A 23,002-nucleotide genomic window follows, 5' to 3' on the forward strand; every position below is an offset into this window, starting at 1 on the left:
GTCGGCTCCCTCAGAATTGGAAGTAAAGGAACGGCGAGAAACTCTGCGCCGACAGTTTCAGGATCGACGCCACGAACAGCAGCAGCACCGCAGCGCGCATGGCGTAGCGTGGCCAGTCAGCGGTCCAGTAGGCCGGTTGCACAGCGGCGTCACGGCCCACGCTGAAACCGGGCTCGTGAATGCTGCCTGGGTTGTCGCCCGGTACCGCCTTGATCAGGCTCGGATCGGCCGGCTTGGTCTTGTCGGCTGGGCGGTTGGTGTAGAAATCGCGCAGGCCGAAGAACGCCAGGGTTGCGTAGGCCACGACCAACGTTGCCACTTGCAGGCCGGTAAGGTTGGCGCGGTTGAGTTCCGACAGCGACCATTCGCTGAAGCTGAACATCGCACCGTACATGCGGCCTGCGACGTGCAGGTTTTCGGCGCGGAAGATCACCCAGCCCATCACCACCAGCAGGAAGGTGAAGGCCCAGCGCAACACGTTGAAGCTGCGCGGCGCAGTATTGAGGCCGATGGCTTTTTCAATCGCCAGCCACATGCCGTGCCAGGCGCCCCACACGATGTAGGTGATGTTGGCGCCGTGCCACAGGCCACCGAGCAGCATGGTCAGGAACAGATTGCGGTAGGTGGTCAGCGTGCCTTTGCGGTTGCCGCCCAGGGTGATGTACAGGTAATCACGCAGCCAGGTAGAGAGGCTGATGTGCCAGCGCCGCCAGAACTCGGTGATCGACTGGCTGATGTATGGCTGCTTGAAGTTTTCCATGAAGCGGAAACCCATCATCAAGCCCAGGCCGATGGCCATGTCGCTGTAGCCGGAGAAATCGAAGTACAGCTGCGCGGTGTAGGCCAGCGCGCCGAGCCAGGCGTCACCGGTGGTGGGATTTTGCAGGGCGAAGCAATGGTCGGCCACCACCGCCAGGGTGTCGGCAATAAATACCTTCTTGATGAAACCCTGCATGAACCGCGTGCAACCCTCGGAGAACTTGTCGAGGGTGTGGGTGCGGTTGTTGAACTGGTCGGCCAGGTCGCGAAAACGTAGCACGGGGCCGGCGATCAGGTGCGGGAAGATTGCCACGAACGCCGCGAAGTCGATCAGGTTGCGGGTCGCCGGGGTATCGCCACGGTACACGTCGATGATGTAGCTGATGGACTCGAAGATGTAGAACGAGATCCCGATCGGCAACAGCACGTGGGTGAGAATGAACGGCTCCAGGCCCGCTGACTTCATCATTACATTGATGCTGTCGACGCCGAAGTTGGCGTACTTGAAGTAGCCGAGGATGCACAGGTCGACCGCCACGCCGAGCAGCAGCCAGCGCTGCGCCGGCTTGGTGCGCACGCCGGCGGCACCGACCTTGAGGCCGATCCAGTAATTCCACAGCGTGACGGCGGCGAACAGCGCCAGGAAGTCCACTCGCCACCAGGCGTAGAACACGTAGCTGGCAATCAGCAGCAGCAGATTGCGATAGCGTTGCCCGCTCAAGTAGTACAAGCCGAGAAAGATCGGCAAGAACAGAAACAGGAACACATTGGACGAGAAAACCATCCCGATCTCTCCATGTTTAACCAACAGTCAAGGGCCAGAGCCCCCCCAAACCCCCCCACGATTTCGGAGGAGGTTGTATTGCAATTTCACTGAAGGAACCGGGTTAACGGTGGGAGCTGGCTTGCCTGCGATGGCGGTGTATCAGTCGACATCAATGTTGAATGTCAGACCCCTATCGCAGGCAAGCCAGCTCCCACAGTTGGACCGAGTCCAACCGGGAGCTATGTATCAGCTGCCTTTGTTGCCTTTTTCGTGCGCCGGGTCGTACACCTTGGTCAGGTCGCCACCCAGGCGGAACGTCTTGAAGGGTTGCATCCCGTGCTTGCGCTCGATCACATCCGGCGCGCAGGTGTAGAGGGTGCAGAAGGGTTCAAGCCAGGCGAATTTCATGTCCTGCTTCAAGTCCTTCATGTCCTGCTCTTTACCGTTCTTCTGTTCGAAGATGTCCGGATCTTTCACCCCGGCCAGCACTTTGTCGCCCAGGCGCTTGAGCGCGCTGTTGTTTTCCTGGCGCAGGTCCACACCGTTGACCAGGGCAAAACTGGCGATCATCGACAGCGGCGGCAGGGCGTAGTTGTGGTACGACAAGGCGCGTTGCTGACGCTTCAATTCGTTCGGCAGGAAGCCTTGGTCATCGACCTGGTTCACACCGACCTTGTATTCCTTCACGGCCCAGTCAAACAGGTCGCGACGGTTGGTGGCGATGGAGGTCGCCATCACCGACCAGGCGGCCCAGTAAGAGTGGTTGTTGGTTTTTTCCAGGGGCAGGTTGTCCCAGTCGCTCACCACCTGATCGGCCAGCTTGTTGAACCAGGCTTCGATCAGTTGCGACTCCTGCTGATGGTTGGCCAGCGGGTGAGATTCGGAGAACTTCAGGCGTACATAGGCCGAAGCCATGCTGCCCAGTGCCCATTTGCGCATGGACTTGCCGGTGTGGTTGAAGTCCTTGGACATCAGTGCGTCGGCCTTGGCCCACGAGACCAGCCAGTTCAGGGTGCATTCGAGCTGCTGCGGGCGACCGTCGCGCATGAACTGCATCACCCGTTTGCTGGTGTCTTTTTCCAGCTTGGTGATGTCGGCGGTGCTATCGCGGAAGGCTTTTTCCGACTGCACGTTCAGCGTGGAGCGCGCCTTGTCCGAACCTTCGTACTTGCTGCGAAACTGCAACGGCCCGGTGTAGGGCGTCGGCATGGTGTCGCAGTTTTCCTTGAAGTCGCCGGTCTTGAACGCTTCGATCGGTGCGAAATAGCCCTGGGGCGGGCGCAGCGGCGCGGCGGCGTTGGCTGCCCCGGCGAAGATCGCCAGGCCCAGTAACGATGGAATCAATAGCTTCTGCATAAGTAACCTCATTGCCCAGTTGAAGCGGTCTGTTGACCACCGCTTGGGAATACGTTGCGTGTGCAAATTTTCGCTTCGACTTTCTGCGCGGCAGCACCCTTTTCCGGGCCCTGTACTTCCACGGCCAGCAAGTTCTGCGAGGCCCAGTCTTCATCGGTGCGCAGTTCAAAGGCGAAACGCCCGTCTGTATCGGATGTCTCGGGTTTCTCGATCTTGATGTCCTCGTGGCGACCGTTCATGTACCAGAGGGTGGCTTGCAAGGTTTTTACCGATGGATCGGCGAAGCGGATATCGACCTGATGGTTGGCGTTGCGCAGGTCTTTGTTCGCGCTGTTGACCATCAGTTCGTTCTTGCCGGGTTTGAGGGTGGTGCTGGCGGACATCTGTGCAGGCTTGCCTTCGCAACCGTTGTCCAGCAGCGCCATCATCTGGCGGTAGATGGTTTCCTGGTCGAGACGGTACAGCGGCGAGAATTCCCAGATCAGGATCTTCGGTGGGGTCTTCTGGAACTCGTCGCTGCCCAGGTACTGCAACATCGAGCCTTCCAGGCCACCGCCGGGGAAGGCGACGTTGAGGATGTCGGCCCCGATTTCTTCTTCGAGGAAACCGGCGAAGTTGTAGTTCTTGCCGCTGTGGCTGGTGCCCACCAGGGTGATCTGCGGGTTGCCCGAATCACTGAACAGGTCACCGTCGCCGGCCTCGCCCTTGGGTTCGGTGGTGAACTGGTCCATGTACTGGATCGCATAGCTGGTGCCGCACAGTTGCCCGGCCATGTTGTGCAGGGTGCCGGTCTTGCCCATGCGGCCCGAGCGCTTGGTCTCGAATTCGCGCTTGGGAATCTCGGCGTACTCCGGCATCTGCTTGACCTTGGCGGCGACGATCTTCGCCGTGCGCTGGGCGCCGTAGGGGGTCCAGTGCTGGTCGCCGCGGAAGTAGAAGTCGTGAGCCGGCAGCTCGTCCGGCAACTGCTCGTTGGTCAGCGGCGACAGGTCCGGCACCACGTAGCCCATCTTGGCGAAACGCCCGAGCATGGTCTTGTAGTTGGTCAGCGCCTTGTCGAAGTCGAACTTGGCTTTTTCTTCAGGGTTGAGCTTGTTGCGGTTTACCAGGCCACGGGTCGGCTGGTAGACCACCACCAGTTCCACGCCCTTGGCCTTGAACGCATCGTGCAACTGTTGCATGCGTTTGTAGCCGGCCGGGGTGGTGTCGAATTCGGTGCGCAGGTCTTCCTGGGTACGGAACAGCCAGTCGCCCTGGGCTTGTACCAGGGTGGTGAAGTTCTGCTGGTAGCGCGTGGTGTAGTTCTTCGCGTCATGGGCGGCCGGGCACAGGCTGCAGCATGGTTCGGCGGTGAAGGTCGGTGCTTTCACTTCATCGGCGCGCACGCCCTGGCTGGCCGCCAGCAGGCCGAGGGTCAGACCCGAGAGGCTCAGCAGTTTGATCATGTGTGGGTGCATAAGGGTCATCCTCAGTCCTGCAATTCGGTCTGGCGTTCGACGGGGTCGATCAGCACGGCTTTCTGCTGGCGAACCAGCAGGTCGAGAATTTCTTCCTGGCGATCGCCCAGAATGCCGGAGAAGCTGATGCCGCTGGATTTGGTCGGCGCCAGCATCGACACGCGATACAACTCGATACTCAACGGCGAATCGATGGACAGCGGCCCGCTGCCGTTACCCGCCAGTTCACCACCCACCACGATCAGCGAGACCTTGGCATCGAATGGGTCGAGGGCGATGTCGCGGTCGGTGTCGGTCAAGTCCTTGATGTGGCCGTACACGCCGGTCAGGCCGTTGGCCATCGAGGTATTTTCGTAGAGCTTGATGTTCACGCTGTTACGCACGCGGATACCGTGGCGACGGTTGCTGATCACCTTGTTGCCCCACAGCAGGTTGTCACCGCTCTCATAGAGGGTGATGCCGTCGGTGTGGTTGCGGTAGATCTCGTTGTCGGCGATCAGGTTGTTGACGCTGTTACGGTCGATCACCAGGCCCGAGAGCTTGTTGTCGTAGCTGCGGTTATTGAAGATGAAGCTGTCGTTCACTTCCCGGGAAATGATGATGCCGTGCTTCTTCTTGGTGCCGTATACGGTGTTGTCGGCGATGATCAGGCCGTGGGAACGGTCATGGGGGTCAATGCCGTAGACGATGTTGTCTTTGTAGGTATTGCCTTTGATCACAAAGCCCGTGGTCTCGTAGCAGTAGAAGCCGTACCACATGTCCGAGAACTCGGAGTCGATGATCCAACCGGTCGGCTCAGGACGCTTGAGCACCTTGGCCATGTTCGGCGTGTACTGGGAAATACTCACCCCGTAGGACTTACTGTTGGCGTAGCCGAAGCTGGCCATCTTGGTCTTGGAGATATAGGTCTCAGTGCCGCCCCAGGCCAGCAGGAACGGGCGGAATTCCTTGGGCGACTTGAACAGGGCAGGGCCGTTGGTTTTTTCATCCCAGCCGGTGACCTTGGTGTCACGTACGAACAACTGGCCGTCGTTGATCAAAAACGAGCCGGCTTGCTGGGACAGGCGCAATTCCTGGGTGTTCTTGTCGATATCGAGGATGCCTTTGCGGCCCACCACAATCGGTAGCTTGGCCAGGAACACTCCCGGCGAAGTCTCGCTGAAGTACTGCTTTGGCACCTTGCCCAGCAGGTCCTTGAGGTTCATGTAGCCGTCGTCGACAAAGATTGCCTGAGGAATGCCATGCTGGCGCACCACCCACTCGGCCATCTTGTTATCGCCACCGATAAAGTCCTTGAGCGCGTCTTCCTGCATCATGCGGCGGATGCTGATCTTGCCCGCCTTGGTCTTGATGATCTTCTTTTCCATCGCCGCAGCGGTGTAGCCCGACAGATCGGGCAGCGCCGGCTTGGCCATTTCCAGCGGCGCGGTGGGCGGGCTGGAAATGGTGTAGGTCTTGGCCTGTTGCAGTTCCTTGGCGATGATCGGCGCCTTGGCCGCCGTATCGGCAAACGCTGTGGCGCTGGCCATCAGCATTGCCGCGACGAGTAGGCTTTGAGCATTCATGGCGCAGGCTCCCATCAGAATTTCCAGACCACGTCGACAAACGCGCGGTGCATGTAGGAGTCGACCTGGCTGCCATAGGCGTCGCCCGGCTTGAACACGCCGGCACGCAAGCGCACCAGGGCCGATGGCTCGTCGATCGACTGGCTCAGCGCGGCGGGCAGCAAGCCTTTCTTGAAGTACTTGGTGACCACCAGGTCCATCTCCTGGCCGAGGTCCTTCTTGCCATCTTCCAGCGGCAGGGAGGTGCTGGAGAGGATCGCGCCGGTGACGTCATCGGTGTTGTTCTGCACCGCATCGATACCGTTGCTGCCCACCGGCTTGTTGCCGTCCACGCGCCAGAACTTGTGGTACACCAGGCTGGCGTCGTAGTCCTCGCGCAGCTGCCAGGAACCGAACAGGCTCATGGACTGCATGTTGTTCATCTCGCCGCGAAACGCTTCACCGAAGCGGTGTACGCGGGACTGGGTGCCGGTCCAGTTCGAACGGTTGCTTTGCAGGCCGTTCTGTTCGTATTCGGCGCTGGCACGGGAATAGGCCGCACCCACTTGCCACTGCGGGTCAAGGCGCAGGCGCACACCGATGTCGGTGGCCCAGCCGCTGAGGTCATCGCTGCGCTTGGCGCTGGTGGGGCGCGTGCCGTCGGCGTTCAAGGCGTTGACCTTGTCGCGGTCCCCGCGCATACCGGTGATGCTGGCCCAGTAGTTGACGGTGTTGGTATTGCGCCAGTTATAAGCATCGCTGTTGGCTTCGATGCCGAGCCAGGTCAGGTCGCCGTTTTCGCGCTTGTCCAACGGGTCACTGGCCACACCCGGTTCGGCGTAATCGAGCTTGCCGTCGTCATGAGTGTGGTGGCCGCGCAGGCCGATCCACTGGCCCGGCGTCCACTGGTAGGCGGCGTCGGCGTAGAAGTGCTGGCGGTCTTTGTCGACCGGCGAGAGTTCCTTGAGGTCGGTGCGGTATTCGCTGAAACGTTCGGCGGCGCCGACATTGGCCTTGAGCAAGGTGGTATCGAAGGTCCAGTTCAGCGCTTCGATGTTGGTGTCGCGCCATTGGCCGTCGTCATTGCGCAGGCGCTGGCGACCGAACTTGAGGATCTCGCCGGGGTAGGGCGTGAAGCCGCTGTAGCCGACCCAGAACTCGCGCAGGGCCAGGTAGTTTTTCTTGGCCTTGCGGTCGTCGTTGCTCGATTGTTCGGTGGTGTCATCGGCCGACTGTTGCAGGGTGTCGGTCTCGATGATGTCGCTGGACACGACCGCCTGGCCCATGGCATAGGCGCTCCACGCGCCGCTTTCGCCGTAGATCCAGGGGCGCAGGTCAAGGCCGATACCGTTGACGTCGCCGCCTTTCTGGGTGCCCAGGTCGCGGTCGTCTTCGGACTGCGCGGTGGCTTTGACTTCCAGGCCGAAGTTCTTGGCTTCGGTCAGCGCGGCCAGGGTCGGGCACGACCACAGCAGGGCGAAGGACAGGCCGATACCGGCCTTGACGAATGGGTTGAGCTTCATAGGGATTCCTCGCCGTCTTCTTCTTGCAGGGCGTGCAGTTGCAGCGTGCTTTGGGCCAGGGTGCCGCGGGCGGCCAGTTCCTGTTGCACCAGGCGTTGGCCCTCGGCGCGTTGCTCAGGGGTCAACGGCGCTTCGAGCTGGGTGGCCAGGTCATTGGCCTCTGGCGTGTCCTGGGCCTTGGCCAACTGGCTGAAGACATAGGCGTTCAATGGGTCGGGCTTGGTGCCCTTGCCTTGGGAAAACAGTTGGGCAATGGCAAAGTCGGCGCTGTTCTGGCCGTTGCGCGCAGCGGTCAGCAAGTGGTCCAGGGCCTTTTGCGGGTAGACCTTGCCCAGGTAGCCACGGCGGTAGATCTGGCCGAGGTAGTAATCGGCGGCCACTTCACGGCCCACGGCTTTTTCGAAATGCGCCTCGGCGGCCTTGGCGTCGGCTGGCACCCACTTGCCTTCGTAGTAGAGCTTGCCCAGCAGCAATTCGGCGCGCGGCTGGTCGGCGGCGCGGCCGTTGTCCAGGTACTTCATCATCTGCTCGACATCGCCCAGTTCGGGGAAGTCGTAGAGCAGCTGCGCCAGGCTGACCCAGGACGCCGGGTAGCCGGGGGCGATTTTTTCAAGCAATGCCTGAGCGGTTTTTTCGTCCGGCGTGCCGAGGCTGGCATCACCGAGTACGCGGGCGACGCTGTCGACGCGCTGGGCGGTGACTGTGCCACGGCTGTAGCCGGCTTCCATTTGCTTGAGCAGTTCGGCCTGTTGTTCTGGCTGGGCTTTTTTCTGGTAGACCGTGGCCAGCTCGACATAGCAGATATCGGTGGTGTTCAACGCGGCCTTGCAGATGCGCTCGATATCATCCAGGTGCTGGTCGTAAGTGTCTTGGGTGCGATACAGCAGCACCTGGGCCAGGCCGGCTTCCGGGTAACCGGCCGCTTGCCATTTGCTGATCTGCTGCTGGGCATTCACGTTGGGGAAGCTGTGCGGGTATTGCAGGTACAGCATCGCCAGCGGGATCAGGGTGTTGCCTTCGCCATTGGCGAAGGCTTTTTTCAGCAGGCTTTCGGCTTCATGGTGCTCGGCCTCAGTGGCGCCAGGCTTGGCCGCCAGCAGGCGACCCAGGCGTGCCTGGGCACGCGGCGAGGTGTCTGCCGCTGCACGGTAAGTGGCTTCGGCCTGCTTGATTTGCGCCGGATCGCGGGTGCCTACCTGGATATCGGCCAGGCCCACCTGGGCCTCGCTGTAGCCCAGGTCTGCCAGTTGCTGGTAATTCTGCTGCGCGGTGACGGTGTCGCCGCGTTTCAGCGCTTCATTGGCCAGGCGTTGGTCGGGCAGGCCGGCGCAACCGGCCAGGCTCACGGCCAGTGCCAGCGCGCAGTACGCAGAGGCCAAGTGAAATCTGCTCTGTGTGGGAGCTGGCGTGCCTGCGATGGCATCGCTGCGGCGCAACTGATGCACCGAGTCGCCTGCATCGCGGGCAAGCCCGGCTCCCACAGAGGTCAGCGGTGTTGTTGGAATAGGGTTCACAGGCATGTCCTCGCTTACAGACCGTGAGCCATGGCTTTGTCGATCAGCCAGTTCAGCGATGGGCCACGGTCACTGGTGACTTCCACCGGGCGACCGGCATAGGTGCTGTCCAGCGGTGCGTCGGGCTTGATCTGCACACGGATGTCAGAGGACAGGTCGGCGCTGTTCAGGCTGGTGCTGCTGACGATGGTGCCGGTGCGAACCTGTTCTTCGTCGGCGACCTGGAAGCTCACCGGCGTACCTGGACGCACATCGCCAAACTGGCGGTAGGTGAAGCGGGCTTCGACGTTAGCCTGGCTGCCACGCGGCACCAGTTGGAAGATCACATCGCCCTTGCTGGCGTACTGGCCGTCGGCGACCAGTTGCTGGGCGACCACGCAATCGCATGGCGAGGTGAGGGTGCCGGTCATTTGCTTGCCGAACAGCTCTTCAACCTTGGCCGGTTGCAGTTGGTCTTCGTCCAGGTGGCCCTTGAGCACGTCGAGCATACTGGTGCTGAACGTCGCCAGTGGCGCGCCCTTGGCCGCTACCGAGTCACCTTTGAGCAGGCTCTGCACGGTGCCGTCACGCGGCATGGTCACGTTCATGCCCGGTACGCTCACAAGGCCGGCCTGGGCGTGGCTGACGAAGTACATGCCGTACAGCGATTTGAAGACAAAACCGAAGGCGGCCAGGCCAACCAGGAAAATCGCCAGGCTGAACGTCACCGCACGCAGGCGACCGAACGCGGTCATGCCACTGCCGCCGTCCTTGACCTTGCGCGCCTTGGTGAAGTTGTCGCGTTGCAGCGTCGCCAGCACGTCGCCCATGGTCACAATGTCGCCGGACAAGTGCGAGGTGATCAGGTGGCGCAGGGTGGAAATATCCTGGGCATCGAGGTTCTGGAACTGGCAGCCGGTGCGGCCGGTCTGGCGGTCGTAGGAGCGGATTTGCAGCTCCACGTCCATGGCCAGGCCGAGGTTATCGATCACGAACTGCAGGCGGCCCTTGTGCACTTGGCCGACGGTGAGCGGCTGGGTGGCGGTAAAGGCCAGGCCACCGGCGGACAGGTCGATCACGCGTGCTTCAGTTGGCGTGCGGTCGCTGTTGAAGAAGCGCAGCTTGGCCGGGATTTTGACCCGGGCGTGCTGGCGCTGGGCTTCGGATTCGTGGACAACGTTGGCGTTTACTTGGCTGTTCATAGTATTCGATTTCCTAGTTAATTCAGGCTTGGCAGGGTCAGACCATCATCAGCAACACGGCAACGAAGATGCTGCCGGCGGAGAAGGTCATGGTCCGAGACGACCAGGTGTTGAACCAACGTTGAAAGCTGGCCAAATCGCGGGTCAGTTTGGTGTCCTGGCGGGTCCAGGACTGTTGATCAAGGCGGAAGAACACGTAGATCTTCACCAACGCGCCCATGATCTGGTTGTAATAGAGAATCAGCGGGTAGGCCGGGCCGATCTTGTGGCCCGAGCACGACAGCAACAGGGTCAGGATCAGGCGGGTGATACCGATCCACAGCAGGTACGCGAGGATGAACGCGCCGCCATACTTGAACGTGGCGATCATCGCCACGGTCAGGCCGAGCAGGGAGGTCCACATCGACACGCGCTGGTCGAACAGCACCACGCTGGTGAACAGGCCGAGGCGACGCACGCCCAGCCCGAGGGCACGGGAGTTCTGGCGCAGGTTGTTGCCGTACCAGCGGAACATCAGTTTGCGGCTGGCTTTGATAAAGCTCTTTTCCGGCGGGTGTTCCACGGTGTTGATCGCGGCGTCCGGTACGTAGAAGGTGTCGTAGCCCAGGCGCATCAGGCTGAACCAGCTGGACTTGTCATCGCCGGTGAGGAACTTGAAGCGCCCCAGGCGCCAGTGTTGCAGCGAGTCGCTTTCCACGTCGGCGATAAAGCCCGGGTCAGTCACTACGCTGGCGCGGAACACCGACATGCGCCCGGTCATGGTCAGCACGCGCTTGGACAGAGCCATGGAGCACATGTTGATGTGGCGCTGGGCGAAGCGCAGCTTGTGCCACTCGCTCATGATGTAGCCGCCGCGCACTTCGCAGAATTCGTTGGTGGTCAGGCCACCGACATTGCCGAACAGCTGGAACCAGGGGACGGTCTTGCGGACCACGCCTTCGGCGAGCACGGTGTCGCCATCGATCACAGCTACCACGGCACGGTCATCCGGCAGGTGGCGCGAGATGGCGCGAAAACCGAAGGCCAAACCGTCACGCTTGCCGGTACCGGCGATGCGCACGAAGTCGAGCTTGACGTGAGCCGGCGGGTTCATCTTTTCCCAGAGGCTTTTCACCAGCAGCTCATCGGACATTTCCACCAGCGAGCAGACCACGGTGGTGGGGAAGCCGCATTCGATGGCTTCGCGAATCACCGAGCTGTACACCTGGGCGGTGGTCAGCGCATCGATACGAAAACTGGTGACCATCAGGAACACGTGGGACGGGTCGGCGGCCTTGCCCAGCTTGCGCACTTTGCGGCGCAGGTGCGGGTACACCACGTAGAGAAACAGCATGCCGCGAAAGAAATGCGTCGCACCCATCGAGTAGCGCCAGATACCCACGGCGCCAATCAGGAAAATAAAATTCTTCGATTGCGAATCGAAGGTACTCGCCGGCAACAGCAGGGCGAGCCCCATCAACAGGCTGAGGAATAACAGCCAGCCGGCCGATTGCAGAAATACATGTTTTAACTTGGACATAAGCGTCATCCGGAAGGGGAGGAGGCTTCAGGCTGCAAGTGCTGGGGTAAGCCACTGGCAGCCTGAAACTTGCCGTTGCTGTTACCAGCAAATACCTTCAGTACGGCCACTCACGCTGGTGGCCTTGGACATGAAGCCCACCAGGTCGACCACTTGCTTGCCTTCCGGAGCGTTATGCGCCAGGGCACGGAACTTCTCGTCACGGTTACCGAGGATGATCACGTCGGAGTTGTTGATCACATCATCGAAATCCGAGTTGAGCAGGGACGATACGTGCGGGATCTTGCCTTCGATGTAGTCCTTGTTCGCGCCGTGCACACGGGCGTACTCGACGTTGCTGTCGTAGATGCTCAGGTCGTAGCCCTTGCCGATCAGCATTTCCGCCAGTTCTACCAATGGGCTTTCACGCAGGTCATCGGTACCGGCCTTGAAGCTCAGGCCCAGCAGGGCGACTTTGCGCTTGTCGTGGCTGGAAACGATGTCGAAGGCGTTCTGTACCTGGGACTCGTTGCTGCGCATCAGCGAGTTGAGCAGTGGTGCTTCCACGTCCAGGGAACCGGCGCGGTAGGTCAGGGCACGCACGTCTTTTGGCAGGCACGAACCGCCGAAAGCGAAGCCTGGGCGCATATAGTACTGGGACAGGTTGAGGGTCTTGTCCTGGCAGACCACTTCCATCACTTCACGACCATCGACGCCGACGGCCTTGGCGATGTTGCCGATCTCGTTGGCGAAGGTGACCTTGGTGGCGTGCCACACGTTGCAGGTGTACTTGATCATTTCGGCGACAGCGATGTCCTTGCGGATGATCGGCGCGTCGAGTTCTTCGTACAGCGATTGCAGGACATCGCCGGAAGCTTTATCGAACTCGCCGATGACGGTCATCGGGGGCAGGTCGTAGTCGGCAATGGCGGTGGACTCACGCAGGAATTCCGGGTTGACCGCAACGCCGAAGTCGACGCCGGCTTTCTTGCCGGAGCAGTCTTCGAGGATTGGAATCACTACGTTGGCGACAGTGCCCGGGAGGACGGTGCTGCGCACCACGATGGTGTGGCGGGTGGTCTTGTCACGCAGGACAAAACCGATCTCGCGGCATACCGACTCGATGTAGTTCAGTTCCAGGTCGCCGTTCTTCTTGCTGGGCGTGCCGACGCAAATCATCGACAGGTCGGTATCGCGAATCGCCTCGGCGAAGTTGGTAGTGCCACGCAGTCGGCCGGTCTGGATACCCTGGCTCAACAGCTCCCCCAGACCCGGCTCAACAATCGGCGATTTACCCGCATTGATCAGGTCGATCTTTTCCTTGGAGATGTCTACGCCGACCACTTCGTGGCCACGGGCAGACAGGCAACCGGCACACACGGCGCCAACGTAACCCAAACCAAATATGCTGATGCGCATCGCAATTACCTCTTTGTTTAATTCATGCCATTAAATGGCCGGAGTTCATGTTTGCAAGCGTCACTGATGCCGCGAAAGTTAGGCGAATAGACGCCGACTTACCGCGTGCAGGCATGTTGAATAACGAGTGACTAACTATTGCACTCAAGTTGTGCGCAACGAGGCCTTATTATTGGGGCTTGCCCTGAAATGCAGCCGTGCTTCCTTGGAGGAAGGCTCCGGCGCCGGTGCGGCAAGGTTTTGATGAAGGCAAAATGCCTTTTTTATCAATGCCTTGTGTGTGTGCACGGGCTCATTTAGGTCAGCGCTGCCTTGGCCTGCGGGGGATAGCAATGCGTACTTATCGCCACCCTTAACTCGATCAGTTGATGTTATGACCATAGAACCAAAGTGTTTTATGACAACTTGGCTACTTCCGTTGGTCGTTATGTAAGTCATCTCTTACGTAAGCAGAGAATTTCGTTACCGGTGGTATGAGCGGTGCATCAGGACGAAGTTCCTGGCCGCTCATCCTGTTTCCGGAAATTTCTTGAAATATTAGAAAAGATGGCACTGGCACTATAGTGATAGCACTTGCTATTTAGGCCAGTAGTTATGGGGAGTTGGTACGCGTAGATAGTTTTGTGCCACTACTGATTAAAAAAAGTGGTGCCACTACGAAAAAAACCGACGAGTGTCGAGTGAATAAATCGTTAGGGTTATGTCTGGATGTTTTTCTGGCGCCAAATAAATGACGATTTATGGTTTGGAATACAAAAAAAATGTGGGAGGGGGGCTTGCTCCCACATTTGATCCGCAGTGTCTGTGCAGCCTTACTCCGGTGCGTGATCGCGCAAAAACACCAGGTTATCCGGCTTGGACTGCTCCGCATTGAAGCGATAGCCCTGCACATCGAACTGCTTGAGCTTGGCCGGATCGTTGATGCGTTCTTCAATCACAAAGCGGCTCATCATGCCCCGGGCCTTTTTCGCGTAGAAGCTGATGATCTTGTACTGGCCGTTCTTCAGGTCCTTGAACTCGGTGTTGATGATCCGCGCGTTCAGGGCCGTGCGCTTGACCGCCGAGAAGTACTCATTGGACGCCAGGTTGAGCAGCACATCGTCGCCTTGTGCGGCCAGGGCCTCATTCAACCATTCGCTGATGCGGGTGCCCCAGAACGCGTAAAGGTCCTTGCCCCGGGCGTTGGCCAGCTTGGTGCCCATCTCCAGGCGATACGGCATCATCAGGTCCAGCGGGCGCAGCAGGCCGTACAGGCCTGAGAGCATACGCAGGTGGTCCTGGGCATAGCTGAAATCGGCATCGCTGAAGGTCTCGGCGTTCAGGCCGGTATACACGTCGCCCTTGAAAGCCAGCAGCGCCTGCTTGGCGTTGGCCGGAGTAAAGGCTGGTGTCCAACTGCCGAAGCGGGCGGCGTTGAGGCCACCGATCTTGTCGGAGACGTGCATCAATTCGCTGATTTGCGCCGGACTCAGTTCGCGCAGCTGTTCTATCAGCTCCTGGGAATGGTCCAGGTATTGCGGTTGGGTAAAGCGCGCAGTGACCGGCTTGGACTCGAAATCGAGGGTTTTGGCGGGGGAAATCACCATCAGCATGAAGTTGGCTCCTGGAATCGTGGGCGAGATTCTAGGGGTTGGGGCGTTTGGACTCCACCTATGATGGCGATAGATGCGATCCGCTATGATGGGCGGTAACTCTGGAAAGGAAGACCCCGTGTGCGATTAGCGCTTTTATTGTCGGCTTGCCTGCTGTGCGTCACCGCCCAAGCGGCGCCGGTGGATGTCGCCAGCCTAGACCGTAGCACCTGGCCGGAAAAACTCAGCAGCCCGGCGCTGTTCGATGTGGCTTCGCGGGCAGAAATCCTGATGTTTGCCCACGGCCTGCTGGCCAGCGAAGCCTTGGACGAAAGCGCGCTCAAGCAACGCCTGGGGCTGAAGATCATCAACCTGGCGGCCATCGACGACCTGCGCCGCCAGCTCTGGCAACGGCTGTTGGAGAACTACAGCTTCGCCCAGCAAAGCTGCGAGGAAGATGCTTCGTTCTGCTACCTGGTGGAAAACATGGACGACCTGCGCGAGCAGGCCGGCAAGTTCGAGGTCAGTGACAACTCGTTCTATATAGGCTGGGCCGCACCCAGCCGGCACTTTCATGAGCGCTACCTGGATGAGTTGCTGCGCAAGGCTGCGCTGTTCCCGCAGATCAGCAGCGAAGTGGCGCGTTTCGGCGACCATGAGCGCAATGGCGACGAGCTCAACGATCGCATGTTCCTGCTGACCTTCGACGGCGGCCCGGCGTTGGTGGGCGGTAATACCGACTGGCTCACCGACTACCTGCGCAAGCAGAAGATGAACGCCACGTTCTTCGCCCTCGGCAGCAGTTTGCAAAGCCGTGTGGAGCGCAGTTCTGTCGCGGATGTGCAGGCGCTGTACCAAGGGCAGTGCGTAGGTATCCAGGGTTGGCAATACCGTTCCCATAGCCATTGGGTCGACTGGCAAAGCTCCATCACCCGCAGTGCCGCGCTGGTACAGAACCTGATGCCGGAAAACTATGTGCCGCTGTTCCGACCGCCTTATGGGCAGCGTCGTGCGGACAGCCAGGGGTTCTTCCAGCAGCAGGGTTTGCAGGTGGCGTTGTGGGACATCGACTCCCAGGACGATCCGGGCAAACTCAAGGCCGAGGAATCGGCGCAGCGGGTGCTGACGCTGATGCTGCTGTGGCGCAAAGGCGTAATTGCGTTTCACGACACCCAGGACAAGGCGCGGGTGGCAATACCGATAGTGTTGCAGGCAACGGCGCAGAGTGGTTTGGGTTGGCAGGAGTGTCGCGAGGCATTTCGCTGAAAATCCCCGGCCCCGTTGGGGATGAGGCATTTCTGGGGTGATTTGCTGCGACATTTCGATGCAGGCGGACTTCCGACTTTAACGGGGTGGCTGGCACTCGGCTAGTGCTATTCGTCATCCTGAAAAATAAACTTCAAAAAAGCGTCAAAGTGCTTTTTCCTGTCATGGGTTTTGCGGTATTACGAAGTCAGACCGCCGAACCCTGCAACACAGGTGGCGTCTTCCAAGACTCCTCATGTGGGCACTGCACTTGACGTCACTCAGGTGTGGTCGGTGGTCGAATCGAGGCGCAGCACCGCCCAGGTATTGCGTCGACTGGCTCCCACAAAGGTGACCGAGTATGGATGATCATGGACGTACCCCTTCTTCCGACCAGCCAATCCTTTACGTGCTTGATACCAACGTATTGATCCACGATCCAAACGCACTGCTTAACTTCGAAGAACACCACGTCGCCATCCCGATGATCGTGCTTGAGGAGCTCGACAAACTCAAAAGCGGCCACCACAGCGTCGCCGCCGAATGCCGCCAGGCCATCCGTCTGATCGACAAGACCCTGGGCGAAGCCTCGCCCGAGGACGTTGAGGTCGGTGTGCCGATCCAGCGTGGCAAAAGCGGGCCCAAGGGCTTGCTGTCGATCCTGATGAGCAAGCGCAGCGAGCCCAACAGCCTGCTGCCGGAAAACCTGAACGACAACAAAATCATCAACCAATTGATCGACCTGCACGCTCGCGACAAGGACCTGCGCGTAGTGCTGGTGACCAAAGACATCAATATGCGCCTCAAGGCACGAGCGTGTGGGATCGCTGCCGAGGACTACAGCACCGACCAGCTAGTCGACGACGTGTCGATGCTGTCGCGGGGTTATCACATGATGACCGGTTCGTTCTGGGACCGTGTCAGCAAGGTCGAGACCCGTCAGGACCATGGCCGCACCTGGCACCAGGTACAGCTGATCGACAACCTGCCGGCCGTGCATATCAATGAATTCATCGTCGACGAACAAGGCTTCGTGGGCTGGATCAAAGAGATCCAGGTCGACAAGCTGCTGATTCTCGACCTGCATCAGGAACCCCTGTTGCACCAGGAAGCCTGGGGCCTGAAACCGCGTGATATCTACCAAAGCCTGGCGCTGTACGCGCTGCTCGACCCGGACATCCACTTGGTCAACCTGACCGGCGCCGCAGGCTCGGGCAAAACCATCCTCGCCCTGGCCGCTGCCATCGAACAGACCATGGTGACCAAGCGCTACCGCCGCATCATCGCCACGCGCAGCGTGCAGGGCCTGGACCAGGAAATCGGCTTTTTGCCCGGCACCGAAGCGGAAAAAATGGAGCCGTGGCTGGGGGCGATCACCGACAACCTCGAAGCCTTGCACATGGATGACGAAAACACCCATGGCAGTGTCGATTACATCCTCAGCAAAGTGCCGTTGCAGTTCAAATCCCTCAACTACATCCGAGGTCGCAGCTTCCAGCAGAGCCTGATCCTGATCGATGAATGCCAGAACCTTACCCCGCACCAGATGAAAACCATCATCACCCGTGCCGGCGCCGGTTCCAAAGTGGTGTGCCTGGGCAACCTGGCACAGATCGACACCCCTTACCTGTCCGCGACCAGCTCCGGGCTGACCTACCTGACGGAACGTTTCAAAGACTTCCCCAACGGCGTGCATATCGCGCTGCAAGGGGTGCCTCGTTCGATCTTGGCCGAGTACGCCGAGTCCCACCTGTAACTACCCGTAATCCAATAAGTGGCTAAATGCTATGAATCACCCCGGATTTTTCACGAAATCCGGGGTTTTTGTTGTGTGCGACATTTGCCTGCGATAACGCGCCCTGGGTGCTTGTGGTTTTTGTAATTATTTTGTTACATTTTTCCGCGGTAAAAATAAGAACATTGCGTGACCCCGTCGGAACACCACCTCCTTGATTCGACGAATGTTTAGAAGACCGGCCTTAAGGTTTTCACCGTGACCCTGCCTATTACAAAAGCCCGATACATCGCTCATTGATGACGCACATATCCAAAGGGAAAGGAAAATGGACGTAGCAGGTAATGGCTTCACTTTGTCGCAACGCAAGCACGCCACTCGTTTCAAGCAGATACCCCTGACACCTATCGCGCTCGGTCTGGCCCTCTGGCTGGGCCAGGGCTCATTGGCCTGGGCGGACGACAATCCCTACACCTCCCAGGTACTGGAGTCGGCATTTCGCAAAGCCGTCGCCTCGTTCGGCCCCGACACTGAGGTGTACAAGAACCTGCGGTTTGCCTACGCGGATATCGTCGACCTGGCGGCCAAGGACTTCGCCGCCCAGTCCGGCAAGTTCGATTCGGCCCTCAAGCAAAACTACGAGCTGCAACCGGAAAACCTCACCATCGGCGCCATGCTCGGCGATACCCGGCGACCGCTGGACTACACCTCGCGCCTGGATTACTACCGCAGCCGGCTGTTCAGCAACAATGGTCGCTACACCACCAATATTCTCGATTTCTCCAAGGCGATCATCGCCAACCTGCCGGCTGCCAAGCCCTATACCTACGTAGAGCCGGGCGTGAGCAGCAACCTCAACGCGCAACTGAACGCCGGGCAATCCTGGGCTGGCGCAACCCGTGACTGGAGCGCCAACGCGCAAACCTGGAAAACCCCGGAAGCCCAGGTCAACTCTGGCCTGGACCGTACCAACGCGTATTACGCCTATGCCCTGGGCATCACCGGCAAGGGTGTGAATGTCGGCGTGCTCGACTCGGGCATCCTAACCAGGCACTTCGAGTTTCAGGGCAAGAATGCCCTGGGCCAGGACCGGGTACAGGCGGTGACATCCACTGGCGAGTACTACGCCACCCATCCGCGTTACCGTCTTGAAGTGCCCAGCGGCGAGTTCAAGCAGGGTGAGCATTTCAATATCTCCGGGGAATATGACCCGGCGTTCAACGATGGCCACGGGACGGAAATGTCCGGTGTGCTCGGCGCCAATCGCAACGGCACCGGTATGCACGGCATTGCCTTCGATGCGAATATCTTTGTCGCCAACACCGGCGGCAGCGACAACGATCGGTACCAAGGCTCCAACGACCTCGACTACAACGCGTTCATGGCCAGCTACAACGCCCTGGCGGCGAAGAACGTGTCGATCGTCAACCAGAGCTGGGGGCAAAGCTCGCGCGATGACGTGGAGAACCACTTTGGCAATGTCGGCGACAGCGCCGCGCAAAACCTGCGTGACATGACCGCCGCCTATCGCCCGTTCTGGGACAAGGCCCACGCCGGGCACAAAACCTGGATGGACGCCATGGCCGACGCGGCCCGCCAGAACACCTTTATCCAGATCATCTCGGCGGGCAACGACAGCCACGGTGCCAACCCGGACACCAACGCCAACCTGCCATTTTTCAAGCCGGATATCGAAGGCAAGTTCCTCGCGATCACCGGCTACGACGAGACCAGCGCCCAGGTCTACAACCGCTGCGGCACCTCGAAGTGGTGGTGTGTAATGGGCGTATCGGGCATCCCGTCTGCCGGGCCTGAGGGCGAAATCATCCCGAATGCCAATGGTACCTCCGCGGCGGCGCCGAGCGTTTCCGGAGCCTTGGCCTTGGTGATCCAGCGCTTTCCCTACATGACCGCCAGCCAGGCGCGGGATGTGTTGCTCACCACCTCCAGCCTGCAGGCGCCGGACGGTGCGGACACGCCCGTGGGCGAGCTGACGGGAGGGCGCACCTACGACAACCTGCAACCGGTGCATGATGCCGCGCCGGGAACGCCGCAAGTGCCGGGTGTGGTCAGCGGATGGGGCCTGCCCAATCTGCAAAAAGCGATGCAAGGGCCGGGGCAGTTCCTTGGCGCCGTGGCGGTGGCCTTGCCTACCGGTACCCGCGATATCTGGGCCAACCCGATTTCCGATGAAGCCATTCGCGCCCGCCGTGTGGAAGACGCTGCCGAGCAGGCCACCTGGGCGGCGACCAAGCAGCAGAAGGGCTGGCTCAATGGCCTGCCCACCAATGCCTCGGCCGATGATCAGTTCGAATACGAGATCGGTCATGCACGGGAGCAGGCGACGCTCACCCGTGGCCAGGACCTGCTCACCGGCACCACCTACGTCGGTAGCCTGGTCAAGTCCGGTGACGGCGAGTTGGTGTTGGAAGGCCAGAACACCTATTCAGGCAGCACCTGGGTGCGCGGTGGCAAATTGTCGGTGGACGGTGCGTTGACCTCTGCCGTGACGGTGGATGGCAGTGCCGTGGGCACGCGTAATGCGGACAATGGCGTGGTGACCACCTTGGGCGGCACCCTGGCCGGCACCGGCACGGTGGGCGCCTTGACCGTCAACAATGGCGGGCGCGTGGCGCCGGGGCATTCGATTGGCACGCTGCGTACCGGCGACGTGACCTTCAACCCTGGCTCGGTGTATGCCGTTGAAGTGGGGGCCAATGGCCGCAGCGACCAGATCCAGAGCAGCGGCGTGGCGACCCTCAATGGCGGTGTGGTGAACGTGTCCCTGGAGAACAGCCCCAACCTGCTGTCCGCCACTGAGGCGCGTAGCTTGCTGGGCCAGCAGTTCAACATCCTCAGCGCCAGCCAGGGTATCAATGGCCAGTTTGCGGCGTTCGCGCCCAACTACCTGTTCATCGGCACGCAACTCGCTTACCAACCGAACCAACTGACCCTGGCGATAGCGCGCAACCAGACCACCTTCGCCAGCGTCGCGCAAACCCGCAACGAACGGGCTGTGGCGACGGCGGCCGAGAAGCTGGGCGCCAGCAGCCCGGTTTACGAAAGCCTGTTGGCTTCCGATTCCGCTGCTCAGGCTCGGGATGCATTCAAGCAATTGTCGGGGCAGCTGCATTCTGATGTTGCGGCAGCGCAAATGGCCGACAGTCGATACCTTCGCGAAGCGGTCAATGCTCGTCTGCAACAGGCCCAGGCACTGGATTCCAGCGCGCAGATCGATAGCCGTGACAACGGCGGCTGGGTGCAGCTGCTCGGTGGGCGCAATAACGTCAGCGGTGACAACAACGCCAGTGGCTACTCTTCGTCCACCAGTGGGGTGTTGCTGGGGCTGGATACCGAGGTCAGCGACGGCTGGCGCGTGGGGGCGGCGACCGGTTATACCCAGAGCCACCTCAATGGCCAGTCTGCTTCGGCGGACAGCGACAACTATCACCTGTCGGTGTATGGCGGTAAGCGCTTCGAGGCGATCGCCTTACGCCTGGGCGGCGCTACCACCTGGCACCGTCTGGATACTTCGCGGCGGGTTGCTTACGCCAACCAGTCGGACTATGCCAAGGCCGATTACAATGCGCGCACCGACCAAGTGTTTGCCGAGATCGGCTACACCCAATGGAACCCATTCGAACCCTTCGCCAACCTCACGTACCTGAACTACCAGAGCGACTCGTTCAAGGAAAAAGGCGGCGCCGCTGCTTTGCACGCCAGCAAGCAAAGCCAGGACGCGACGCTATCTACGGTGGGCCTGCGTGCGCATACGCAGTTGCCGCTCAGCTCCACCTCGGCAGTGACGTTGCGCGGTGAGCTGGGTTGGGAGCATCAGTTCGGTGATACCGATCGCGAAGCCTCGCTGAAGTTTGCCGGCAGCGACACTGCTTTTGCCGTTAATAGCGTACCCGTCGCCCGGGACGGCGCGGTGATCAAGGCCAGTGCGGAAATGGCCTTGACCAAAGACACCCTGGTGTCGCTGAACTACAGCGGCTTGCTGTCCAATCGCGGTAACAACAACGGGATCAACGCCGGGTTTACCTTCCGTTTCTAACCCGGCAGCGGTGTCCTGTGGCGAGGGAGCTTGCTCCCGCGCCACAGTCATCTATGGAATAAACAGCCCTGCGCAAATTTGACCCACAGGTTTACAATCGCTGCTCCTGATCAGGAGTATTGCTGTGCTGACTCATCTCGATTCCCAAGGTCGTGCCCATATGGTCGACGTCACCGACAAAGCCGTGACGTTCCGTGAGGCCGTGGCCGAAGCGCGGGTGCGCATGTTGCCCGAAACCCTGACAATGATTGTCGACGGCGCCCACCCCAAGGGCGACGTATTTGCGGTGGCCCGCATTGCCGGGATCCAGGCGGCGAAAAAAACCAGTGACTTGATCCCCCTGTGCCACCCGCTGATGCTCACCGGGGTCAAGGTCGAACTGCGCGCCGATGGCGTGGATGCCGTGCATATCCTGGCGCGCTGCAAACTCTCAGGCCAGACCGGCGTGGAGATGGAGGCATTGACTGCCGCCAGCGTCGCGGCACTGACGATCTACGACATGTGCAAGGCCGTGGACCGTGGCATGACCATCGAAAGCATTCGCCTGCTGGAAAAGCTTGGCGGTAAAAGCGGGCATTTCAAGGCGGACCCGGTATGAGTATCAACGTGCTGTTTTTTGCCCGTTACGCCGAAGCGGTAGGCTTTGACTCTCTGGAGATGGAGGGTGATTTCGCTACCGTCGATGCTGTGCGCCTGGCGCTGGCCGCTGACCCGGAGTTTGCAGTGCTCAACGAGAGCAGCCTGATGTGCGCACGCAATGAAGAACTGTGCGGCCTTGATGAACCGGTGCAAGCGGGTGACGAAGTCGCATTTTTCCCGCCCGTAACCGGAGGCTGAGCATGACCATTCGTGTGCAGGTCGAAGCCTTTGATCCGGGCGCCGAAGTCAACGCCATGCACGCGGCCAATGTGGGCGTAGGCGCGGTGGTGAGTTTTGTCGGTTATGTGCGTGACTTCAATGACGGGCGCGAGGTGTCGGGGATGTTTCTTGAACACTACCCCGGCATGACCGAAAAAGCCCTGACCAAGATCGTCTTGGAAGCCGAGCAGCGTTGGCCGTTGCTCAAGTTGGAGGTGCTGCATCGCATCGGCACGCTGGAGCCGGGAGAGCCGATTGTGTTTGTCGCTGCGGCCAGTGCGCATCGGCAGGCGGCCTTTGATGCGTGTGCGTTTGTGATGGATTACCTGAAGACGCGGGCGCCGTTTTGGAAGAAGGAAAATACCCCGGACGGCCCGCGTTGGGTGGAAGGGCGGCACAGTGATCATGCGGCGGCGGATCGCTGGAAGCCATAGCTTATACAGGGCCACTAACCGACAGTGATATTAAAAATGGATCTATCGAACTGTCAGATCTGACAGTTGTTTCGCCCCCCTCTGC

Annotated in this window: 16 protein-coding genes; 6 read left to right on the forward strand and 10 right to left on the reverse strand. The window is 60.1% G+C overall.

All coding sequences use genetic code 11. From position 1 onward, the window contains the following. Positions 1-10: 10 nt before the first annotated feature. From TK42_RS00055 to yaaA, 10 genes are all read right to left on the reverse strand, one after another. Complete coding sequence (locus TK42_RS00055) at positions 11-1,543, reverse strand: MBOAT family protein (RefSeq protein ID WP_032877692.1); 1,533 nt, start codon at positions 1,541-1,543, stop codon at positions 11-13. A 228-nt stretch (positions 1,544-1,771) separates the two neighbouring features. Then, entirely contained in the window at positions 1,772-2,881 is a 1,110-nt protein-coding gene (locus TK42_RS00060; RefSeq protein WP_103733353.1) for a mannuronate-specific alginate lyase, read from the reverse strand. 8 nt (positions 2,882-2,889) lie between these two features. Continuing rightward, a complete protein-coding gene (locus tag TK42_RS00065) occupies positions 2,890-4,338 on the reverse strand; it encodes an alginate O-acetyltransferase (protein ID WP_032881093.1) in 1,449 nt (482 codons plus the stop codon). A gap of 11 nt (positions 4,339-4,349) precedes the next feature. Further along, entirely contained in the window at positions 4,350-5,918 is a 1,569-nt protein-coding gene (gene algG / locus TK42_RS00070; protein ID WP_005785009.1) for a mannuronan 5-epimerase AlgG, read from the reverse strand. Continuing rightward, positions 5,918-7,405 carry an alginate export family protein gene (locus TK42_RS00075; protein ID WP_032877688.1) on the reverse strand — a complete coding sequence of 496 codons (1,488 nt, stop codon included), beginning with the start codon at positions 7,403-7,405 and terminating at the stop codon, positions 5,918-5,920. Before TK42_RS00075 ends, algG begins: the two co-directional genes overlap by 1 nt. Beyond that, complete coding sequence (algK, locus tag TK42_RS00080) at positions 7,402-8,823, reverse strand: alginate biosynthesis TPR repeat lipoprotein AlgK (RefSeq protein ID WP_103733590.1); 1,422 nt, start codon at positions 8,821-8,823, stop codon at positions 7,402-7,404. The genes TK42_RS00075 and algK overlap by 4 nt, the downstream gene beginning before the upstream one ends. Positions 8,824-8,933: 110 nt before the next feature. Beyond that, the gene (locus TK42_RS00085; RefSeq protein WP_005785015.1) at positions 8,934-10,100 is read right to left on the reverse strand and encodes an alginate biosynthesis protein Alg44; all 1,167 of its coding nucleotides are present in this window, start codon (positions 10,098-10,100) and stop codon (positions 8,934-8,936) included. Between the two features lie 37 nt (positions 10,101-10,137). Then, on the reverse strand, positions 10,138-11,619 hold the full coding sequence (alg8, locus tag TK42_RS00095) for a mannuronan synthase (protein WP_164699511.1): 1,482 nt from the start codon (positions 11,617-11,619) through the stop codon (positions 10,138-10,140). Positions 11,620-11,700: 81 nt separating this feature from the next. After that, positions 11,701-13,017, reverse strand: coding sequence for a nucleotide sugar dehydrogenase (locus TK42_RS00100; protein ID WP_014717010.1), 1,317 nt, complete (start codon positions 13,015-13,017; stop codon positions 11,701-11,703). A gap of 812 nt (positions 13,018-13,829) precedes the next feature. Then, entirely contained in the window at positions 13,830-14,609 is a 780-nt protein-coding gene (gene yaaA / locus TK42_RS00105) for a peroxide stress protein YaaA (protein WP_005785021.1), read from the reverse strand. A gap of 120 nt (positions 14,610-14,729) precedes the next feature. Between yaaA and TK42_RS00110 the strand changes: the two genes are divergently transcribed. The 6 genes from TK42_RS00110 to moaE all read left to right on the forward strand — a co-directional run bounded on the left by TK42_RS00110 (position 14,730) and on the right by moaE (position 22,917). Then, on the forward strand, positions 14,730-15,854 hold the full coding sequence (locus TK42_RS00110; RefSeq protein ID WP_078820329.1) for a polysaccharide deacetylase family protein: 1,125 nt from the start codon (positions 14,730-14,732) through the stop codon (positions 15,852-15,854). Positions 15,855-16,194: 340 nt separating this feature from the next. Next, positions 16,195-17,589, forward strand: coding sequence for a PhoH family protein (locus TK42_RS00115; RefSeq protein ID WP_032877681.1), 1,395 nt, complete (start codon positions 16,195-16,197; stop codon positions 17,587-17,589). A 307-nt stretch (positions 17,590-17,896) separates the two neighbouring features. After that, entirely contained in the window at positions 17,897-21,625 is a 3,729-nt protein-coding gene (locus TK42_RS00120) for an autotransporter domain-containing protein (protein WP_103733354.1), read from the forward strand. Positions 21,626-21,749: 124 nt separating this feature from the next. After that, positions 21,750-22,223, forward strand: a complete 474-nt coding sequence (moaC, locus tag TK42_RS00125) for a cyclic pyranopterin monophosphate synthase MoaC (protein ID WP_032877677.1) — start codon at positions 21,750-21,752, stop codon at positions 22,221-22,223. Continuing rightward, positions 22,220-22,462: a molybdopterin converting factor subunit 1 gene (gene moaD / locus TK42_RS00130; RefSeq protein WP_032877676.1), complete on the forward strand. Its 243-nt coding sequence runs from the start codon at positions 22,220-22,222 to the stop codon at positions 22,460-22,462. Before moaC ends, moaD begins: the two co-directional genes overlap by 4 nt. A 2-nt stretch (positions 22,463-22,464) precedes the next feature. After that, positions 22,465-22,917 carry a molybdopterin synthase catalytic subunit MoaE gene (gene moaE, locus TK42_RS00135; protein WP_032877675.1) on the forward strand — a complete coding sequence of 151 codons (453 nt, stop codon included), beginning with the start codon at positions 22,465-22,467 and terminating at the stop codon, positions 22,915-22,917. The last annotated feature ends 85 nt before the right edge of the window (positions 22,918-23,002 follow it).

The organism is Pseudomonas sp. GZJR-8, from assembly GCF_002916705.1.
In the GTDB taxonomy this organism is placed as follows: domain Bacteria; phylum Pseudomonadota; class Gammaproteobacteria; order Pseudomonadales; family Pseudomonadaceae; genus Aquipseudomonas; species Aquipseudomonas synxantha_A.

Excerpts from the sequence above, each read along its gene's own strand:
- alg8 (WP_164699511.1), bottom strand. The coding sequence starts at position 11,619 with ATGTCCAAGTTAAAACATGTATTTCTGCAATCGGCCGGCTGGCTGTTA.
- TK42_RS00075 (WP_032877688.1), bottom strand. The coding sequence starts at position 7,405 with ATGAAGCTCAACCCATTCGTCAAGGCCGGTATCGGCCTGTCCTTCGCC.
- TK42_RS00065 (WP_032881093.1), bottom strand. The coding sequence starts at position 4,338 with ATGCACCCACACATGATCAAACTGCTGAGCCTCTCGGGTCTGACCCTC.
- TK42_RS00085 (WP_005785015.1), bottom strand. The coding sequence starts at position 10,100 with ATGAACAGCCAAGTAAACGCCAACGTTGTCCACGAATCCGAAGCCCAG.
- moaD (WP_032877676.1), top strand. The coding sequence starts at position 22,220 with ATGAGTATCAACGTGCTGTTTTTTGCCCGTTACGCCGAAGCGGTAGGC.
- yaaA (WP_005785021.1), bottom strand. The coding sequence starts at position 14,609 with ATGCTGATGGTGATTTCCCCCGCCAAAACCCTCGATTTCGAGTCCAAG.
- moaE (WP_032877675.1), top strand. The coding sequence starts at position 22,465 with ATGACCATTCGTGTGCAGGTCGAAGCCTTTGATCCGGGCGCCGAAGTC.
- TK42_RS00055 (WP_032877692.1), bottom strand. The coding sequence starts at position 1,543 with ATGGTTTTCTCGTCCAATGTGTTCCTGTTTCTGTTCTTGCCGATCTTT.
- algG (WP_005785009.1), bottom strand. The coding sequence starts at position 5,918 with ATGGGAGCCTGCGCCATGAATGCTCAAAGCCTACTCGTCGCGGCAATG.
- TK42_RS00100 (WP_014717010.1), bottom strand. The coding sequence starts at position 13,017 with ATGCGCATCAGCATATTTGGTTTGGGTTACGTTGGCGCCGTGTGTGCC.
- TK42_RS00120 (WP_103733354.1), top strand. The coding sequence starts at position 17,897 with ATGGACGTAGCAGGTAATGGCTTCACTTTGTCGCAACGCAAGCACGCC.
- TK42_RS00060 (WP_103733353.1), bottom strand. The coding sequence starts at position 2,881 with ATGCAGAAGCTATTGATTCCATCGTTACTGGGCCTGGCGATCTTCGCC.
- TK42_RS00115 (WP_032877681.1), top strand. The coding sequence starts at position 16,195 with ATGGATGATCATGGACGTACCCCTTCTTCCGACCAGCCAATCCTTTAC.